General features: G+C 60.3%; 19 protein-coding genes. 7 read left to right on the plus strand and 12 right to left on the minus strand.

The features are described from left to right. Positions 1–204 carry a carbon storage regulator CsrA gene (csrA, locus tag ATH90_RS19855; RefSeq protein ID WP_034107781.1) on the minus strand — a complete coding sequence of 68 codons (204 nt, stop codon included), beginning with the start codon at positions 202–204 and terminating at the stop codon, positions 1–3. A 128-nt stretch (positions 205–332) separates the two neighbouring features. Then, positions 333–1,148, minus strand: a complete 816-nt coding sequence (locus ATH90_RS19860) for an SDR family oxidoreductase (protein WP_069077899.1) — start codon at positions 1,146–1,148, stop codon at positions 333–335. A 325-nt stretch (positions 1,149–1,473) separates the two neighbouring features. Here ATH90_RS19860 and ATH90_RS19865 point away from each other — a divergent pair, with 325 nt between their 5' ends. Continuing rightward, positions 1,474–1,626, plus strand: a complete 153-nt coding sequence (locus ATH90_RS19865) for a DUF3309 family protein (protein WP_003236711.1) — start codon at positions 1,474–1,476, stop codon at positions 1,624–1,626. A gap of 67 nt (positions 1,627–1,693) precedes the next feature. On the opposite strand, the gene ATH90_RS19870 is transcribed toward ATH90_RS19865, so the two are convergent. The 5 genes from ATH90_RS19870 to ATH90_RS19890 all read right to left on the minus strand — a co-directional run bounded on the left by ATH90_RS19870 (position 1,694) and on the right by ATH90_RS19890 (position 7,409). Next, a complete protein-coding gene (locus tag ATH90_RS19870) occupies positions 1,694–3,781 on the minus strand; it encodes an LTA synthase family protein (RefSeq protein WP_098467144.1) in 2,088 nt (695 codons plus the stop codon). Between the two features lie 360 nt (positions 3,782–4,141). After that, positions 4,142–4,333 (minus strand): PLDc N-terminal domain-containing protein, encoded by a 192-nt coding sequence (locus ATH90_RS19875; RefSeq protein WP_003172956.1) that lies wholly within the window; start codon positions 4,331–4,333, stop codon positions 4,142–4,144. A 67-nt stretch (positions 4,334–4,400) separates the two neighbouring features. Beyond that, positions 4,401–4,931, minus strand: coding sequence for a hypothetical protein (locus ATH90_RS19880; protein WP_034107791.1), 531 nt, complete (start codon positions 4,929–4,931; stop codon positions 4,401–4,403). 41 nt (positions 4,932–4,972) lie between these two features. Then, a complete protein-coding gene (locus ATH90_RS19885; protein WP_034107793.1) occupies positions 4,973–5,488 on the minus strand; it encodes an ankyrin repeat domain-containing protein in 516 nt (171 codons plus the stop codon). Positions 5,489–5,582: 94 nt separating this feature from the next. Continuing rightward, positions 5,583–7,409: a long-chain-acyl-CoA synthetase gene (locus ATH90_RS19890; RefSeq protein WP_098467145.1), complete on the minus strand. Its 1,827-nt coding sequence runs from the start codon at positions 7,407–7,409 to the stop codon at positions 5,583–5,585. A 406-nt stretch (positions 7,410–7,815) separates the two neighbouring features. Here ATH90_RS19890 and ATH90_RS19895 point away from each other — a divergent pair, with 406 nt between their 5' ends. Beyond that, positions 7,816–8,094 carry a DUF3509 domain-containing protein gene (locus ATH90_RS19895; RefSeq protein ID WP_003172952.1) on the plus strand — a complete coding sequence of 93 codons (279 nt, stop codon included), beginning with the start codon at positions 7,816–7,818 and terminating at the stop codon, positions 8,092–8,094. A 59-nt stretch (positions 8,095–8,153) separates the two neighbouring features. Here the strand turns inward: ATH90_RS19895 and ATH90_RS19900 are convergent, their stop codons facing one another. The 4 genes from ATH90_RS19900 to aroC all read right to left on the minus strand — a co-directional run bounded on the left by ATH90_RS19900 (position 8,154) and on the right by aroC (position 11,498). Then, positions 8,154–8,423: a response regulator transcription factor gene (locus ATH90_RS19900; RefSeq protein ID WP_034107797.1), complete on the minus strand. Its 270-nt coding sequence runs from the start codon at positions 8,421–8,423 to the stop codon at positions 8,154–8,156. A gap of 213 nt (positions 8,424–8,636) precedes the next feature. Beyond that, positions 8,637–9,167 carry a 1,2-dihydroxy-3-keto-5-methylthiopentene dioxygenase gene (locus ATH90_RS19905; RefSeq protein ID WP_034107799.1) on the minus strand — a complete coding sequence of 177 codons (531 nt, stop codon included), beginning with the start codon at positions 9,165–9,167 and terminating at the stop codon, positions 8,637–8,639. Further along, positions 9,164–10,327 carry an MFS transporter gene (locus tag ATH90_RS19910; protein WP_034108503.1) on the minus strand — a complete coding sequence of 388 codons (1,164 nt, stop codon included), beginning with the start codon at positions 10,325–10,327 and terminating at the stop codon, positions 9,164–9,166. The genes ATH90_RS19905 and ATH90_RS19910 overlap by 4 nt, the downstream gene beginning before the upstream one ends. 79 nt (positions 10,328–10,406) lie before the next feature. Next, positions 10,407–11,498 carry a chorismate synthase gene (gene aroC / locus ATH90_RS19915; RefSeq protein WP_034107801.1) on the minus strand — a complete coding sequence of 364 codons (1,092 nt, stop codon included), beginning with the start codon at positions 11,496–11,498 and terminating at the stop codon, positions 10,407–10,409. Between the two features lie 143 nt (positions 11,499–11,641). Between aroC and ATH90_RS19920 the strand changes: the two genes are divergently transcribed. Next, the gene (locus ATH90_RS19920; RefSeq protein WP_034107803.1) at positions 11,642–12,604 is read left to right on the plus strand and encodes an alpha/beta hydrolase; all 963 of its coding nucleotides are present in this window, start codon (positions 11,642–11,644) and stop codon (positions 12,602–12,604) included. Between the two features lie 99 nt (positions 12,605–12,703). Beyond that, positions 12,704–13,510 carry a hypothetical protein gene (locus tag ATH90_RS19925; RefSeq protein ID WP_069077903.1) on the plus strand — a complete coding sequence of 269 codons (807 nt, stop codon included), beginning with the start codon at positions 12,704–12,706 and terminating at the stop codon, positions 13,508–13,510. Between the two features lie 83 nt (positions 13,511–13,593). Here the strand turns inward: ATH90_RS19925 and prmB are convergent, their stop codons facing one another. Beyond that, on the minus strand, positions 13,594–14,502 hold the full coding sequence (prmB, locus tag ATH90_RS19930; RefSeq protein ID WP_034107807.1) for a 50S ribosomal protein L3 N(5)-glutamine methyltransferase: 909 nt from the start codon (positions 14,500–14,502) through the stop codon (positions 13,594–13,596). Between the two features lie 238 nt (positions 14,503–14,740). Between prmB and ATH90_RS19935 the strand changes: the two genes are divergently transcribed. The 3 genes from ATH90_RS19935 (at position 14,741) to ATH90_RS19945 (ending at position 16,425) form a co-directional block, all read left to right on the plus strand. After that, positions 14,741–15,331 carry a cysteine hydrolase family protein gene (locus tag ATH90_RS19935; RefSeq protein WP_025855010.1) on the plus strand — a complete coding sequence of 197 codons (591 nt, stop codon included), beginning with the start codon at positions 14,741–14,743 and terminating at the stop codon, positions 15,329–15,331. Between the two features lie 141 nt (positions 15,332–15,472). Continuing rightward, the gene (locus ATH90_RS19940) at positions 15,473–15,793 is read left to right on the plus strand and encodes a hypothetical protein (RefSeq protein ID WP_069077905.1); all 321 of its coding nucleotides are present in this window, start codon (positions 15,473–15,475) and stop codon (positions 15,791–15,793) included. 74 nt (positions 15,794–15,867) lie between these two features. Beyond that, a complete protein-coding gene (locus ATH90_RS19945; RefSeq protein ID WP_016976371.1) occupies positions 15,868–16,425 on the plus strand; it encodes a Smr/MutS family protein in 558 nt (185 codons plus the stop codon). Positions 16,426–16,486 lie beyond the last annotated feature (61 nt).

The raw sequence follows: 16,486 nt of genomic DNA on the forward strand, positions 1-16,486 counted from the left end.
TCAGAGATTGGGCACCGTCACCGGGTGAGTGGCTGCGCCCTGGCGATCGAGGATCTTCTGGTAGACCTCGGCACGGTGTACATGCACCCCGCTTGGCGCCTCCACGCCTAACTTCACTTGGTTACCGTTCAACTCAAGAATGTGCACGGCGATGTCATCGCCGATGGAGATGACTTCGCCTACGGCACGGCTTAAGACCAGCATGGCGGTTATCCTTTTAGCAATGAAAGGACCTCGACCATGCGCGCTCGGTGGGGGTGCATCAATGGCTTGCGAAGAATTCAGGCAAGCCCTACATGCGCCGGTAAGTTGTCTGACAGACCGCTACTGGATCAGCCCTTGGCCGCCTGCGCCTTGGCACGCATCTTATCGGCCATGCTGGTCATTTCGTCATAGAGCAACTGCGGGTTCTTCTGCTTCAATGCCCACGCCATGCGCCCCTGTTCGTGGGGCAGGATCATGAACTCGCCCTCGGCGACACGCTGGTAGATGTAGTCGGCGATATCCGCTGCCGAGATCGGTGAGCTTTCCAGCAATTTACCGACCTGTGCCTTCATGGCCGGGGTCGGCCCGCGGAACGAGTCGAGCAGGTTGGTCTGGAAGAACGATGGGCACACCACGTGCACGCCGACTTCCTGTTGCTTGAGTTCCACCAGCAAACTTTCCGACAGCGCCACCACACCGGCCTTGGCCACGTTGTAGTTGCTCATGGCGGGCCCCTGCATCAGCGCAGCCATGGACGCGATGTTGATGATGCGCCCCTTGCTCTTTTCCAGCAGCGGCAGGAACGCCTTGCAGCCCTTGACCACGCCCATCAGGTTGATCGCGATCTGCCAGTCCCAGTCTTCCAGGGACAGCTCGGCAAAGAACCCTCCCGAGGCCACGCCCGCATTGTTGACGATCACATCGACCCCGCCGAGTTTCACCTCGCAGGCCTGGGCAAACGCGGTGAGCTGGCTGTAGTCGCGCACGTCGCAACGCTGCACAAACCCATCGCCACCGGCCTCGCGCACCAGCCTCAGGGTTTCCTGCAGGCCCGGCTCGCTGACGTCCGACAAGGCCAGCTGCCAACCCTCGCGAGCCCAGCGCAGCGCGATTTCGCGACCCAGGCCGGACCCGGCGCCAGTGATCATCATGCGATTTTGCATAGAAGTAGCCTTGTGGTTCACGGAAGAAGTGACCGGCAGTGTAGCGAAGGTTTTTCGTGCACCCATCCACCATTAGATTGATGAATGCCCGTGGCAAACCAGCGGCCGGGTCGGATGTCGGCCTATAGCCTAAGTTCAATGTTTTTCAACTAATAAGTCATATTTGCGAACGCACTAAAAGAAATAAGCACGTTTGCTAAATGCTTTAAAAAAATACTGAATTTTCCGTGAAGGACGGCAGTCGGAGTTGTTAAGGCGTCCGTGATTAAACTGTCGGGCCTGTCGTTAAACAACCGGTCTTTGCAGGCCAATAAGGAAAACAACCATGAGCCTCATTCTGATCATTATCTTGATCCTCCTGCTGGTCGGTGGTCTGCCAGTATTCCCTCACTCGCGTAACTGGGGCTATGGCCCGTCGGGTATCCTGGGTGTAGTACTGGTCGTCCTGGTGGTGCTGCTATTGCTCGGTCGCATATAACCGCCGCTCCTGCAGTAACACGCAAAAAAAGAGGCCTTAGAAGGCCTCTTTTTTTATTGCCGGATACTTAATCCGGCTTGCCGTCAATCACACCGGCCGTGTTGTCCAGCAGGCTCTTGGTCGCGGTCTGCAGGAACGACTCGAGTTTTTGCTTCAACGCCGCCTCGTCCGGCGACTCAGGGATAACTTTACCGGTCGGGTTGGCGCCCAGTTCGTACTCCCACAGCTTCGGTGGCATTTCCTTGGGCAATACCAGCACACGGTCGCCCGTCAGCAATGCCACGGTCTGGTCACTGCCCGATGGCTTGATCACGCCAAAGCCCTTGTCGCCTTCTGGCAGGTTCAGCAGGTCACGGCCCCAGCACTGGTGCAAGGTGTCACCGCCGAGACGCCCCATGATGGTCGGCACGATGTCGATCTGGGTGCCCACGGTATGGTCACGTTCGCCAAATTTCTCCTGGATACCCGGCGCGATCATCAGCATCGGTACGTTGAAACGGCCCAGGTCCATCTCGGTGATCTGCTGCTCGTTGCCGAAACCGTGGTCCCCCACGACCACGAACAGGGTTTCCTTGAAATACGGCTCCTTGCGGGCCTTTTCAAAGAACTGGCCCAGTGCCCAGTCGGAGTAGCGCATCGCCATCAAATGCTCGTCGAGGCTGCCACGACCCGTGACTTTATCCACCGGTAACGGGTTCGGCAGCGCGTACGGCGTGTGGTTGGACAGGGTTTGCAGCAACGCGTAGAACGGCTTGCCGCCTTCACGGGCTTTCAACTCTTCCAGGCCACGGTTGAACATGTCCTGGTCAGACACCCCCCAAGTGGGGTCAGAGAACACCGGGTTGACGAAATCATTGCGGCCAATGAAGTTGGTCATGCCCTGGTTGCTGAAGAAGCCCGACTGGTTGTCCCAGGCGAAATCGCCGTTGTAGACATACACGTCGTTGAAATCACGCGCGCTGAGCAGCTGCGGCAAGCCCGACAGCTTGTGGCTGCCTTCCGGGGTCTGCATCAGGTATTCGAAGCCCGGCAAGTTCGGGAAGCACGCCATGGTGGCGAACATACCCTGGTGGGTATGGGTGCCGTTGGAGAAGAAGCGGTCGAACAGCAGGCCTTCCTTGGACAACTTGTCGAAGTACGGCGTGATATTGCCAGGACGACCCAAGGCGCCTACCGAGTGACCGGCAAAGCTTTCCATCAGGATCACGACCACATTCTTGATCGGCAGGGTCTTCTCGGCCGGTGGTGTGTAGTCGCGACGCACGGCGGCGTTGTCGGTATCCACCAGCTTCTCTTGTGGCAACACCAGCATGTCACGCACCGTCTGGGTCGCCAGTGGCTGCTCCAGGGTGGCTTTCCAGATGTTGGAGCGGTCTTCGGAGAAGCGCGACTTGGCGGCAGCGATCAACGACAGAGTGCCATTGAGGCCCAACTGGTTGGCGAAGTTCGAGTCGGTGGTGTACACGTCACCCCAACGCAGCGGCGGGCCCTGGCGCAGGGTGCCACGGGCGGCAACCACGGCGATCAGCAAGCAGACCACGAACACCGCGATGCGCGAGTACCACGGCGCAACCTGGCGGGTGCCGATGCTGCCACCGCTGAACGGTCCGCGAGGGCGCGTCGCACGGTCGGCACCTTTGAAAGCGATGCTCAGGATCAGCGTGCCCACGGCCCAGGCCAGCAGGTAGCGCACGACCGGGAAACCATACCAGAGCATGCTCATCACGGTTTTCGGGTCTTCCTTCACATACTGGAAGACCAGGCCGTTGAGGCGCTGGTGGAACTCGCGGTAGAAGTCCATTTCCATCAGGCCCAGGAACAGGGCGATGCTGGACGCGACGGTCAGCCAGAAACGGAAGAACCCGCGCGCGGCCATGGCCCGCACGCTGAACAGTGCCAGCAGCAACGGGATGAGCAGGTACACCACCAGGCGAAGGTCCAGGCGCAGGCCGTTGGCGAATGCTTCCAGGAAGGTCGAGGCCGGCGTGTCGAGGATCATCTCGCGGTTGTAGACCAGCAGCGCCAGGCGCAGCAGGGAGAACATCACCATCATGACCAGTGCGCAGAGCAGCGTGTATGCCAGATGGGATTTGACGGTCGGTTGCAGCAGGCGATTAGAAGCTCGCTGCTGACTCAGGGCGTCCGGGTTTGCCATGTCGTTTCAGGACCCATTGGAAGTTTAAGTGACGAAGTATTGCAGTGGCGCGAATGGTGCCCGATCAACGGCAGCAAGGCTATTAATTACTGAACGCACACCACGGCCCCCGCCGTTAGTGGCACCTGAAGTAGAGCCTTGGCGGGGAAGTAAAGCCGGCGAATTGTCTTGGATGGAATGTGAAAATTCTGTGCAGCGAATATTTCGATACACAAATCTCAGGGGTGGGCTCAAACCAATGTGGGAGCGGGCTTGCTCGCGAATGCCGTGCTTCAGTCACCGATGTTTCGACTGACACGCCGCATTCGCGAGCAAGCCCGCTCCCACATGGACGGTGCTCACGCTAGATCTGTTGGATAATCAAATCCGCACATTACCCCTCGGCCCGGCAATCGCCCAGATGATCAGGCCCAGTACCGGCAGCAGCAGGATCAACAGGATCCACAGCACCTTGGCGCCTGTACTCGCGCCGCTTTTGAAGACGTTGATGATCGCCCAGATATCCAGCGCCAGGATGATCAGGCCAATCAAGCCATTAAAAGTGGAACCCATGGTGTCGCTCCTAAAATGAGGTATGCACCTTTAGGATAGTCAGCCCCAGCCGGGGTTCCGTTTTATTTCAGACGTGAACGGCGACCTTCAAGGCTTCCAGGGAGGGCTCACCCTTGATGCCGACTTCGGCACACAGCGCCAGCACACGCGGCAGGTCGTTGCCGTAGACCAGCACGGCCTGGATTTCGTCGTCCAGCGGTTGGCTGAAGTCGAGCAGCACATAGCCGCCGTCTTCCGGGCTGAGGGCGCTCATCTGGATCTGGATGCGGTTCAGCGCAGTAAGGGCTTCGGTCTTGGCCAGTTGCTTGGCCTTGAGGTTGAACGCCACGCCCGGGCCAAACGACGCGACGATCTGCGCGAACAGGTCGCCATAGGTGTCGGCCTGGAACAGCACAGTGTCCGGCAGGCTGCCAACCACAACCCACTCACCCAACGGAATGGGGAATGTATCGTCGTAGTTGATATCTGGGTTGGCCGCCAGGAACGCCGCCGGGTCCGCGTAGGCCTGGGCCGCTTCATCGGCGATACGTGCCACCTCGTCCTCGCCCATGACGCCGGCGCTGATTTTGCTGATAAGTTCGACGAGGGCGGTTTTCATGGGGTGATCCTGTGGCGGGCTGGTTTTTGAGGGCGCAAAGCCTACACCAGTTTTTGCAATTGCGCCGCCGTATCCACCGCGCCCATGGTCTGCGCCGCCGCCAGTGCGGTCGCGCCCTGGGCGTCGATGGCCTTGGGATTGGCACCCTGGCTGAGCAGGTAGTCGACCATGTCGACGCGATTGAACATCGCCGCCATCATCAACGCGGTGCGGCCATCGGACGAGGCCGCGTCTATCGGCGTACCGCCTTCGATCAACGCCTTGACCACCGGCAAGTTGCCCTTGAATGCCGCGCCGGCAATCGGCAACTGGTTCTTGTCGTTGGCGATCAAGGGGTCGGCCTTGAACTCCAGCAACACCTTTACTGCCTCGGCGTGCCCGTGATAGGCCGCGAGCATCAGCAAGGTGTCACCATTGTGGTTACGGAAGTTGGCTGGCAAGCCCTTGCTCAGCAACGCGGCGAGCATGGCGGCATCGCCTTTGCGGGCGACGTCGAAGACCTGCTCGGCAAATTCGGCAGCTTCGTCATCGGTCATTTGTTTGGCTTGGTCTGACATGGGGGACTCCTTTCTGGTGCTTATATGGCGCCCAGTGTCGCGATGGAGTTCCCTACTGTCATGGCTTTTTTGTCAAAAGCCCCCATAGGCAGATTCAATAGCGGAACTGCCCGCCCTGGATCTGCGCCAGCAACTGTCCGGTCACGGGCACGTAGCTGTCCGACCCGGGCAACCAAGCATACACCGGGTCATTGCCTGCCTTTTCCGGGTCGAACGCTTCCTCCTTGAGTCGGACCTTCTGGTATTTGAAAGTGCCCGTGGTTTCCATCTTCACCTTGATCCGCAGGAACAGCGGCACCGCGTAGTGGGGCAGTTGGCCGTGGGCGAATTGCAGCAATTCGCGCATGTCCAGGGCCGCGAGGGACTCGCTCGGGGTGATAGCGACCATGCCGGCGCGGCCGTTGGTGTTTTCGATTTCCACCCCATAGGCCACCACCTCGGCAATCTGCGGGTGCTGCAGCAGGACATTTTCCACTTCAGTGGTGGAAACGTTTTCGCCCTTCCAGCGATAGGTATCCCCCAGGCGGTCGACAAATTGCGCATGGCCAAAACCAATGCTGCGCACCAGATCGCCCGTGTTGAAGTAGCGGTCACCCTTCTCGAATACATCCGTAAGGATCACCTTGCGGTTCTTTTCCGGGTCGGTGTAGCCATCATAAGGGGACTTTTCATCGATTCTGGCCAGCAGTAAGCCCTGCCCGCCTGTCTTGACTTTGTGCATGAAACCATCGCTGCCACGTAGAGGCTCACCCGAGTCATGAGCGTAGTCCACCAACGCCCAGTGCTGAAGGCAAAAGCCGACAGTGTTGTCAAAATTCAAGACGTTGGTGAAGCCGATATTACCGTCGCTGGCGGCGTACAACTCACAGACATGCTCCACGCCATAACGCGCCTTGAACTGCGCCCACACACCCGGCCGCAGCCCATTGCCAACCATTTTGGTCACGCGGTTGTCGCGGTCGTTTTCGCTGGCAGGCTGATCGAGCAGGTAACGGCACAATTCCCCGACGTAACCAAGGGTGGTCGCCTTGAATTTACGGGCGTCATCCCAGAACTGACTGGCACTGAACTTACGCCGGATCGCGAACCCCGACGCCCCGACAATCGCCGAGCCCCAGCACACACAAAGGCCGGTGGCGTGGTACAGCGGCAGGGTGCAATAAAGGACATCGTCCGGGCCCATGTCCAGCGCGATGCTGCCAAAGCTGATGGCGGTCTTGGTCCAGCGGCCGTGTTTCATGATTCCGGCCTTGGGCAGGCCGGTGGTGCCAGAGGTGTAGATATAGAAGCAGGGGTCGTTGAAGAAGATCTGTGCGGTGCTGGGCGGGTTGTCCACCGGGCAATCGGCGCTGGCAGCCATCAGGTCGACATAACCGTCGGGCATCGCGCCGGCCTGCTGGTCCGGGACAAACCAGGTACGTCCAGGGGGGATTTGCACGTCAGCCCGTACGTCCTCATAGGCAGCCACCAACTCCGCACCGACCACAATCGCCACCGGGCTCACAAGGTTCAGGCTATGCACCAACGCGGCCTGGGTCTGAGCGGTGTTGAGCATCGCGCAGATGCCGCCCAGCTTGGCCACGGCCAGCACGTTCAGCAGCAACTCGGGGCGGTTTTCGACAAACATCGCCACCACGTCGCCCTTGCTGATCCCTTGGGCTTGCAGATGATGGGCAATGCGGTTGGCGCGCTGATTGGCCTCGGTGTAACTGAGCACACGGTCGCCGTACAACAATGCGGTTCCATCCGGGTTGCGCAAGACTGCTTGTTCGAAGTGCCAGCCCAGGCCGCAAGGCTGTGCGGGGTCGGTGACGTTGGCCGCGCGCATGCCGCGTACCACGCGTGGCAAGGCGCGAACAATGGCGGGGACCTTACGCAGCATCATGCCCCAGGTGATCATGTCGTTTTGCGAATGGCTCATTGAAACGTCCTTTTTCTTATTCTTCGTATGGTCCAGAAACACGGGCATGTTCCAAGGCGCGCTTCGTGGGCAGAAGGCCGCATGCCTTGCAGGAAAATACGTCAGCCGTTCTTTGGCTGTACACGCAGGATTTGAAAAGTTTTGTATCCCGAGAGGCAACCGCCGAAAAAGGGAATTTCGCCACGCTAGGGGAGTCATTAGGAGTAACGGCGCACCTGCTGAACCGTGTCGAGCAACGCAAAATGCAGGATGCATGATGGCCATTCATGCAAATTGCACGAATCCGAAATTTTTTATTTTTTATAAGTTTATGATTTATAACGATTTTTTAAAAAATCACTAGCTGGCACAATCACTGCACCTATCACTCCATGCTTGCCCACTTGAGCCAACGGAGCTGATAGACATGAGCCTGATCCAAGATAAATTCGCTTCAGTATTCTCCAACTACGACGTCACCACCCAGCCACGTCCAGACGGCGGCATCCTGTTGACCCTGCGTAACAGCGAAGGCAAGCAGGTCAAGCGCTCGATCTCTTACCAGCAGCTGCACACCGCTGACCAACTGACCTGGGTGATCAGCGCCATTCGTCGCGACCTTGCCGAACAAGCCAGCGAACTGCCGCAGATTTCGATGTTGCAAAGCCAGAACCGCTTTGCCCTGCCGACCTACCACTCGGCGTAATTCCCAGAAGCAGCAAAGGGCCGCCACACCGTTGAGTGTCGCGGCCCTTTTTATTGCCTTCAGCATAGGCCCTGGCGTGCGGCTTCATTCATCGCCTGCACCCGGTTGGTGACGTCCAGTTTGCAGTAGATATTGCGCAGGTGGAATTTCACCGCCGCCTCGGACGTGGCGCGTATCTGGCTGATCTCCCAGACCGTCTTGCCCTCTGAAGCCCACCGCAAAATTTCCAGCTCGGCCGGAGTCAGTGGCTTGCCCGACAAGCTCAGGCGTCGTCTGACAGCATTGGGCACCGAGTACGGCGGTAACAACGATTCCGGTGGGCCTCTCATTGAAGTACTCTCCTCTTTTCTTGGCTGACGCCTCACCACCCTTCGGATTTATCCTATTGACAGGTGATGTAAACGCTAATGCCGGGGAGAGTTACATAACGAATGGTATTAAGGCGCAGACCCTGCCATAAACAGCAGGGCCTTACAGAAGTTTAAGTTTCTTCCCACAGAAACTTCCAACGCGCAGGGCTTGAAGTTTCTGATTGCTCGCTATTAATCGTCAAATGCGCAAAAACGCTGGGCAATATCGTCACCCGTGAATTCAGGCACCCACCCTTTCGCACTATTAAACAGGCGCAATGCCACGAAGTGCGGGTTCTCGCCCATATCGAACCAGTGCGCCGTACCAGCCGGGATCACCAGCAGATCGTTCTTCTCACAACGAACGGCATACACATAGTCGCCAATGTGCAAGGCGAACACGCCCTGGCCTGCGATGAAAAAACGAACGTCATCTTCACTGTAGCGGCGCTCATCCAGAAACTGCGCGCGCCATTCGGCTTTCTGCGCGTGGTCGCCAGTCACGCTGAGCACCTGCGCAGAGCCGTAGCCAAGGGCATCGATCTGCGCCTGGTAGGCTGCGATCAGTTCAGCGTCACTGGCGCCCTTTTCAAGCGGGACCGGCTGCCAGCGTTCAAAGCGCACCCCTTGCTCGGCCAGGGTTGCGGCGATGTCATCGAAATGCGTCAGGACCTTGTTTGGAGTGTCCGGTGAAGCGGCGGAGTAGACAGCGACGTAACTCATGGGTGGGTTCCTTGGTTCTGCTCTTGCAATCGAAGACCGATGATAATGGCGGCGGCCAGGGCCGCGACACTTGCGATGCTGAAGGTCAGGGTCGGCCCCAACAGGTTCCAACTGTAGCCTGAATACAGCGCACCCAATGCTCCGCCGGTGCCCGCCAGGGCGGCATACAACGCCTGGCCCTGGCCTTGTTGCCGGTCGCCGAAACTGCGTTGCACAAAGGCAATCGCGGCGGCATGAAAGCTGCCGAACGTCGCGGCGTGCATCACCTGCGCCAGCAGCAACACCCAGAAAAACTCGGCAAACGAACCCAGCAGCAGCCAGCGCAGCGCCGCCAGCAGGAAGCTGGCGAGCAATACCCGGCGCACCGAGAAACGCGAGAGGATGCGGCTCATGGCCAGGAACATCAGGACTTCGGCCACCACGCCCAGGGCCCACAGCAGGCCGATCACACCACGGCTGTAGCCCAGGTGTTCGAGGTGCAGGGTCAGGAACGTGTAGTAAGGGCCGTGGCTCATCTGCATCAATGCCACGCAGGCGTAGAACGCCAAGACCCCAGGGCTGCGCAATTGCTTGAGGAAGCCATCGCCCGGCAGACGATGGCCGTGGTGGGCTGGCTGCGCATTCGGCACCCAGAGGCTCGCGCCAATAATGCCCGCCATGATCACCACGACCACCACCGGGTAGATGTCCAGGCTCAGCCAGTCGAACAGGCGGCCCATGATCACCACGGTCAGAATAAACCCGATGGAGCCCCACAGGCGGACTTGGCTGTAGCGCGAGGTCTGCTTCTGCAGGTGCGCGAGGGTGATCACTTCAAACTGCGGCAGCACCGCGTGCCAGAAGAACGCGTGCAGCGCCATTACCATTGCCAGCCAGGCGTAGGTGTGGCTGACGAAGATCAGTGAAAAACTCGCCAGCGTGCACACCGCGCCAAAGCGCACGATGGCCAGCCGCCGACCGCTGTAGTCGCCCAGCCAGCCCCACAGGTTGGGCGCCACACAGCGCATCAGCATGGGGATGGCAACCAGCTCGCCGATCCGCGCGCTGGAGAACCCCAAATGGTCGAAGTACAGCGCCAGGAACGGCGCCGTTGCGCCCAGGAGGGCGAAGTAGAACAGGTAGAAGCTGGAGAGGCGCCAGTATGGGAGGGATGGGGTCATGTCGATACGGGGGGCTGCTTCGCAGCCCGGCGCGAGCAAGCTCGCTCACCCAGAAAGGCCCGCCCATCCCAGCAGGCTGTCACAGCTGGCCCAGCACCGGCGTATTCACGCGTACATCGGCATTTTGCCCGCGGTTGCGCAGCAGGTGGTCCATCAACACGATGGCCATCATCGCTTCGGCAATCGGCGTGGCGCGGATGCCGACGCAGGGGTCGTGGCGGCCCTTGGTGATCACGTCCACCGGGTTGCCGTGCACATCGATCGAACGCCCCGGCGTGGTGATGCTCGACGTGGCCTTGAGCGCCAGGTGCGCAACAATGGGCTGGCCGGAGGAAATACCGCCGAGGATGCCGCCCGCGTTGTTACTGAGGAAACCTTCCGGGGTCAGCTCATCGCGGTGCTCGGTGCCACGCTGGGACACGCAGGCAAAGCCAGCGCCGATTTCAACGCCTTTTACCGCGTTGATGCTCATCAGTGCGTGGGCCAGTTCCGCATCGAGGCGGTCGAAGATCGGCTCGCCCAGGCCAGGCTTGACGCCTTCGGCCACCACGGTGATCTTGGCACCGACGGAATCCTGGTCGCGGCGCAACTGGTCCATGTAGGCCTCCAGCTCCGGCACTTTGTCCGGGTCGGGGCTGAAGAAAGCGTTGTCTTCCACACTGTCCCAGGTCTTGAACGGAATTTCGATCGGACCCAGTTGGCTCATGTAGCCGCGAATAATGATGCCCTGGGTGGCCAGGTACTTCTTGGCAATGGCACCGGCGGCCACACGCATGGCAGTTTCGCGGGCCGAGCTACGGCCGCCGCCACGGTAGTCGCGTTCGCCGTATTTGTGGTGGTAGGTGTAGTCGGCATGGGCCGGGCGGAACAGTTCCTTGATCGCCGAGTAGTCCTTGGACTTCTGGTCGGTATTGCGGATCAGCAAGCCAATGGCGCAACCGGTGGTGCGGCCCTCGAACACGCCGGAGAGGATCTCGACTTCGTCGGGTTCCTGGCGCTGGGTGGTGTGGCGGCTGGTGCCGGGCTTGCGGCGGTCGAGCTCACGCTGCAGGTCTTCCAGGGACAGCTCGAGGCCTGGCGGGCAGCCGTCGACAATGGCGACCAACGCCGGGCCATGGCTTTCGCCCGCGGTGGTGACAGTGAACAGTTTGCCGAAGGTATTGCCGGACATGCAGGGCGCTCCGTGAAATCAGTTGAATCAAGTCAACCGTAATAACTTAAGGCGGCCAGTATACGCAGGCTAACCGACTAGTTCATCCTCGAAACCTTACCGGTAGACCTTGGTCCAACCGGCACCTTCCTCATGATGGCGCGATGATGCTGCGAGTTCTCCTGTTCACCTTGACTCTATTTACCGCCGTGGCCCAGGCCGCCTCCCCTGTTGTGCTGCAACGCCCCATCAGCCTGGACACCGGCAGCGGCGAGCTGTTCGGCTCGTTGCTGCTGCCTCAGTCTGACAAACCCGTGCCGGTGGTGCTGATCATCGCCGGTTCCGGCCCCACCGACCGCAATGGCAACAGTGCCGACGGCGCCCGCAACGACAGCCTCAAGCGCCTGGCCTGGGTGCTCGCGCGGCATAACATTGCCAGCGTTCGCTACGACAAGCGCGGCGTGGCCGCAAGCCTGGCCGCTACACCGGATGAACGTAACCTGACCCTCGATGCCTATGTGGCCGACGCCGTGGCCTGGGGCAAACTGCTCAAGGCCGATAAGCGCATGGGCCCGCTGATCGTGCTGGGCCATAGCGAAGGCGCCCTGGTCGCAGCCCTCGCCGCGCCTCAACTGGACCCGGCCGGGGTGATCTCCCTGTCCGGCAGCGCGCGCCCGGTAGACCAGGTGATCCGCCAGCAGTTGGCCGACCACCTGCCGCCTGCCCTACTGCTGCGTAGCAACGAGATCCTCGACCACCTCAAGGCCGGCCAGGTAGATGCCGATGTCCCTGGCCCTTTGGAGGGTATTTTCCGACCCAGCGTGCAGCCTTATCTGATCAGCCTGTTCCGCGCCGATCCCTCGGCCGCCTTCGCCAAGCTACGGATGCCGGCATTGATCATCCAGGGTACCAACGACATCCAGGTGGGTGTGGGCGACGCCCAGCAACTGAAAAAGGCCAAGCCTGACGCGCAATTGGCGGTGATCGAAGGCATGAACCACGTGATGCGCATCGTGCCCAACGACGTGCAGCAACAATTGGCCTCCTACAACGACCCGCAACTGCCTCTCGCCGCCGAGCTGGGCAGCCGCCTGGTACGCTTTATCGACGGACTTCAACCCCGTTAAGCGACAATTTGCCTCCAGTCCTGAGAGAAACGGCCGATAAGCCCAGAGTCGACAGTAAAAAGACTGTCGGCTTGCTGGGCTTGGACAGGATCGCGCCGCATGACAACCACTGAAGCAACACCGGAATCCACCGCCGAAACCCCGGCTGAAAAAACCGAGGCCGTCGACGCGGCGCCCCTGCCGTGGGCGGATGTCCAGGCCGAGCATTTCAAGATGCTGCGCCTGGCGCCACTGGCCACCGACCGCGCCACCGGCGTGCGGCCGTTGCGCTTCGTGCAGTTCGGCTATGCCGAGCGCAATGACAAACATCACAGCCTGTTGCGCATGGTCATCCAACTGCCAGGACAGCGGGTTCGCCGCGAACAGAATCATCTGGATATCTGGGTCGACCACGACAAGCACCGCGTGCACTTCGGCCCCGGCAACAGCCTGGAAATCGAACCGGCCAACCGCGGTATCGGGCGCTTCCTGGTAGCCCAAGGCGCCGCGTGGGCGAAGAAGAAGTGGTCACACTACCGCGTCGACGGCGTCGACCTGGCCAACAAAGATGCGTTGAACGAGGCCACCCGCCTGCGCCGCGATCATTTCCTGCGTATCCAGGGTTTTGATGTGGCCTATGCCGACGTGCAGCACCTGAAGGGCAACGTGCAGCCGGGCAAGGTCAGCGATGTGCTGGACAGCTGGAACACCGAGAAAGTGCAGTTCGTGGAGATTCTCGAAGCGGCGCAGATGCTGCAACAAGCCGAGCAGAACCTGGCGGAGCAGGAAGTGAAGCTGCGCAAGGAAGAGGAAAAGGTCACCAAGTTCAAGCGTGAAGACAGCGGGTTGCGTTTTACCATCACGTGCCTGGTGGCGTTCACGGTGTTTCAGGCGGGGTTGCTGATCTGGATTGCCACCCACCGGTAACTCAACTGTAGGCGCCCGGCTTGCCGGCGACGGCGACCTCGACAGTGCCATCGCCGGCAAGCCGGGCGCCTACAGATTGTGCGTCACACTCGGGCGGCGAAGACGGCCTGATGCTGGCGGCACTGCTCGGCCGTCAGCATGAACACACCGTGGCCCCCGCGCTGGAAGTCCAGCCAGGCAAAGTCCACTTCCGGGTACAGCGCCTCGACGTGCACCTGGCTGTTGCCCACTTCAACAATCAGCAACCCCTTCTCGGTCAGGTGGTCCGCCGCCTCGGCCAGCATCCTGCGAACCAGGTTCAAGCCGTCATCACCGCAGGCCAGGCCCAATTCCGGTTCGTGTTGGTATTCGTCGGGCATGTCGGCAAAGTCTTCGGCATCCACATACGGCGGGTTCGACACGATCAGGTCGAAGCGCTGGCCCGGCAGGCCGTCAAAGCCGTCGCCCTGCACGGTGTAGACGCGCTCGTCGACACCATGGCGCTCGATATTCTGGTTGGCGACTTCCAGGGCCTCGAAAGACAAGTCCCCCAGTACCACCTCGGCTTCCTGGAACTCGTAGGCGCAGGCAATGCCGATGCAACCGGAGCCCGTGCACAGGTCGAGGATGCGTGCCGGCGGCTGCGCCAGCCAGGGTTCAAAGCGGTTTTCGATCAGTTCACCGATCGGTGAGCGTGGGATCAACACGCGCTCGTCGACGATAAACGACAGGCCGCAGAACCAGGCCTCTTTGAGCAGGTAAGCGGTGGGCACGCGCTCATGGATGCGGCGATGCAATAAGCGCTGCACATGGGAGATTTCCTCTTCTTCCAGGTTGCAGTCCAAATAGCTGTCGGCAATTTCCCACGGCAGGTGCAAGGCGCCGAGCACCAACTGCCGGGCTTCGTCCCAGGCATTGTCGGTGCCATGCCCGAAAAACAGGTCTTCCCCATGGAAACGGCTGACAGCCCAACGGATGTGGTCGCGCAAGGTGCGCAGGCGGGATGTGATCACGGGGCAAGCTCCTGGAAAAAACGACTGGCAATTCTAGCAGTCTTCACCTGTACCGACGATGTACGAAAACCTTTCACCATCGGTCGGATTTCATTCAAATTGCCATCATTGTGTTAAACAGGCCCACCTCTTGACATGGCTGCACGTCAACAACGGCGTACCTTACGATGGTAGCGATTCACAGAACCGCTCAGCCAGTGGACAATGTCGCAAAAGCCCCCCTCACAGGAGCCCCAGAATGTCCGTTCCAAAGACGATGTTTCAACTCAGCGGTCGTGGTTACGCAGCAGCGAACCTCAGCCATGCGACCCTCGTGATCATCGACGCCCAGAAGGAATACCTCAGCGGTCCGCTTGCCCTCTCGGGCATGGACGCAGCGGTTGGCAATATCAAGCAGCTGGTCGCCGCGGCCCGCAACGCTGGGCGCCCGATCGTGCATGTGCGCCACCTGGGCACCGTGGGCGGCCTGTTTGACCCTCAGGGCGAGCGCGGTGAATTCATCCCGGGCCTTGAGCCTGAGGGCGACGAAACCATCATCGGCAAGCTGCTGCCCAGCGCTTTCCATGGCACCGGCCTGGAAAAACACCTGCAGGACCTCGGCTCCCTGGACCTGATCGTCTGCGGTTTCATGAGCCATTCCAGTGTCAGCACCACCGTGCGTGCCGCCAAGAACCTGGGCTTTCGCTGCACGCTGGTGGAAGACGCCTGCGCTACCCGTGACCTGCCTTACAAAGGCGGCATCCTCAGCGCCGAACATGTGCAGCAGACCGAAATGGCCATCATGGCCGACAACTTCGCCACCCTGGCGTTGACCAAAGATCTGATCTGATCGACCTTCTGATGAGCGGCGCAGCCTGTTTATGGCCCCGCTCATCCGCAAATGCCTTTCATTTGCTGCAATTGCCTCTGGTACAGGAACAACCTGTGTATTGTCCGGTCGAACGGCCGATACCCTGGAGGAAAGGTCGGAATGAAGATATCCGATGGTTTTGATGCTCGTCGCTTGCGCCCCAAGGGCCCAAGCAACTGGCGTCTGCGCCTGGTGGCCGGCATTGCCGCGCTGCTGGCGATTGTAGGTGTGCTGTTGGCCGGTGCTGGTGGCGCCGGTTTGTTCGGTCATTCGCCAGCCCTTGGCGAACTGAATGCCAGCCCTGGTGGCTCGGCAATTCTGTTGGTGGTCGGCCTGCTGGTACTGTGGCTGGGCGTCTGGTTGTGGCGGCGCAGCCGTCGGAAAATGCGCCAGCCGTTGTCGCTGAACATCGCTTCGCACCTGATGAAAAAGCACGACTGATGGCGCTTGGATAGCGTTTCCTGCGCCCCGGCCGCCGCGATTAGGTAAACTGCCCGCCCTTCGCGGAGGCTGACATGCAAGACGACGATTTTTCCCTGTTCAAAAACGAGCTGCGCGGCGTCAAGCCGATCAAGCACGACCGCGCCGATACCGGCAAACCCAAGGCTGACCGGGCGCAGATCGCCAAACTGCGCCAGGCTGCGACCGTGCGCACCGATGCCACGACCGTGGACGGCCTGTCGGACCAGTTCGTGATCGACGTCGGCCCCGAAGACGAATTGATGTGGGCCCGCGACGGCGTGCAGGAAAGCCAGATGCGCAAGCTCAAGGCCGGCCAGATCCCCTTCGAAGGCAGCCTGGACCTGCATGGCATGAACGTGGAAAAAGCCCGTGAAACCCTCTGGGCCTTCCTGGCCGAAGCGACCAAGTTCGAAATCCGCTGCGTGCGCGTCACCCACGGCAAGGCGGTGCGCCTGGACGGCAAGCGGCCAATGATCAAAAGCCACGTCAACACCTGGCTGCGCCAACACGCCCAAGTACTCGGCTTCACCTCATGCCAGGCCCGCCACGGCGGCGCGGGTGCGGTGTATGTGATGCTCAAGCGCACCATGATGGAAGGCCGCGACGAATAACAAGTGCCATCGTCAGGCTTGCAGCGATGTGTCCGCCACCGTAACCTTGCGCTTTGCGAAA

The sequence above is a fragment of the Pseudomonas lurida genome (assembly GCF_002563895.1).
Taxonomy (GTDB): Bacteria; Pseudomonadota; Gammaproteobacteria; order Pseudomonadales; family Pseudomonadaceae; genus Aquipseudomonas; species Aquipseudomonas lurida.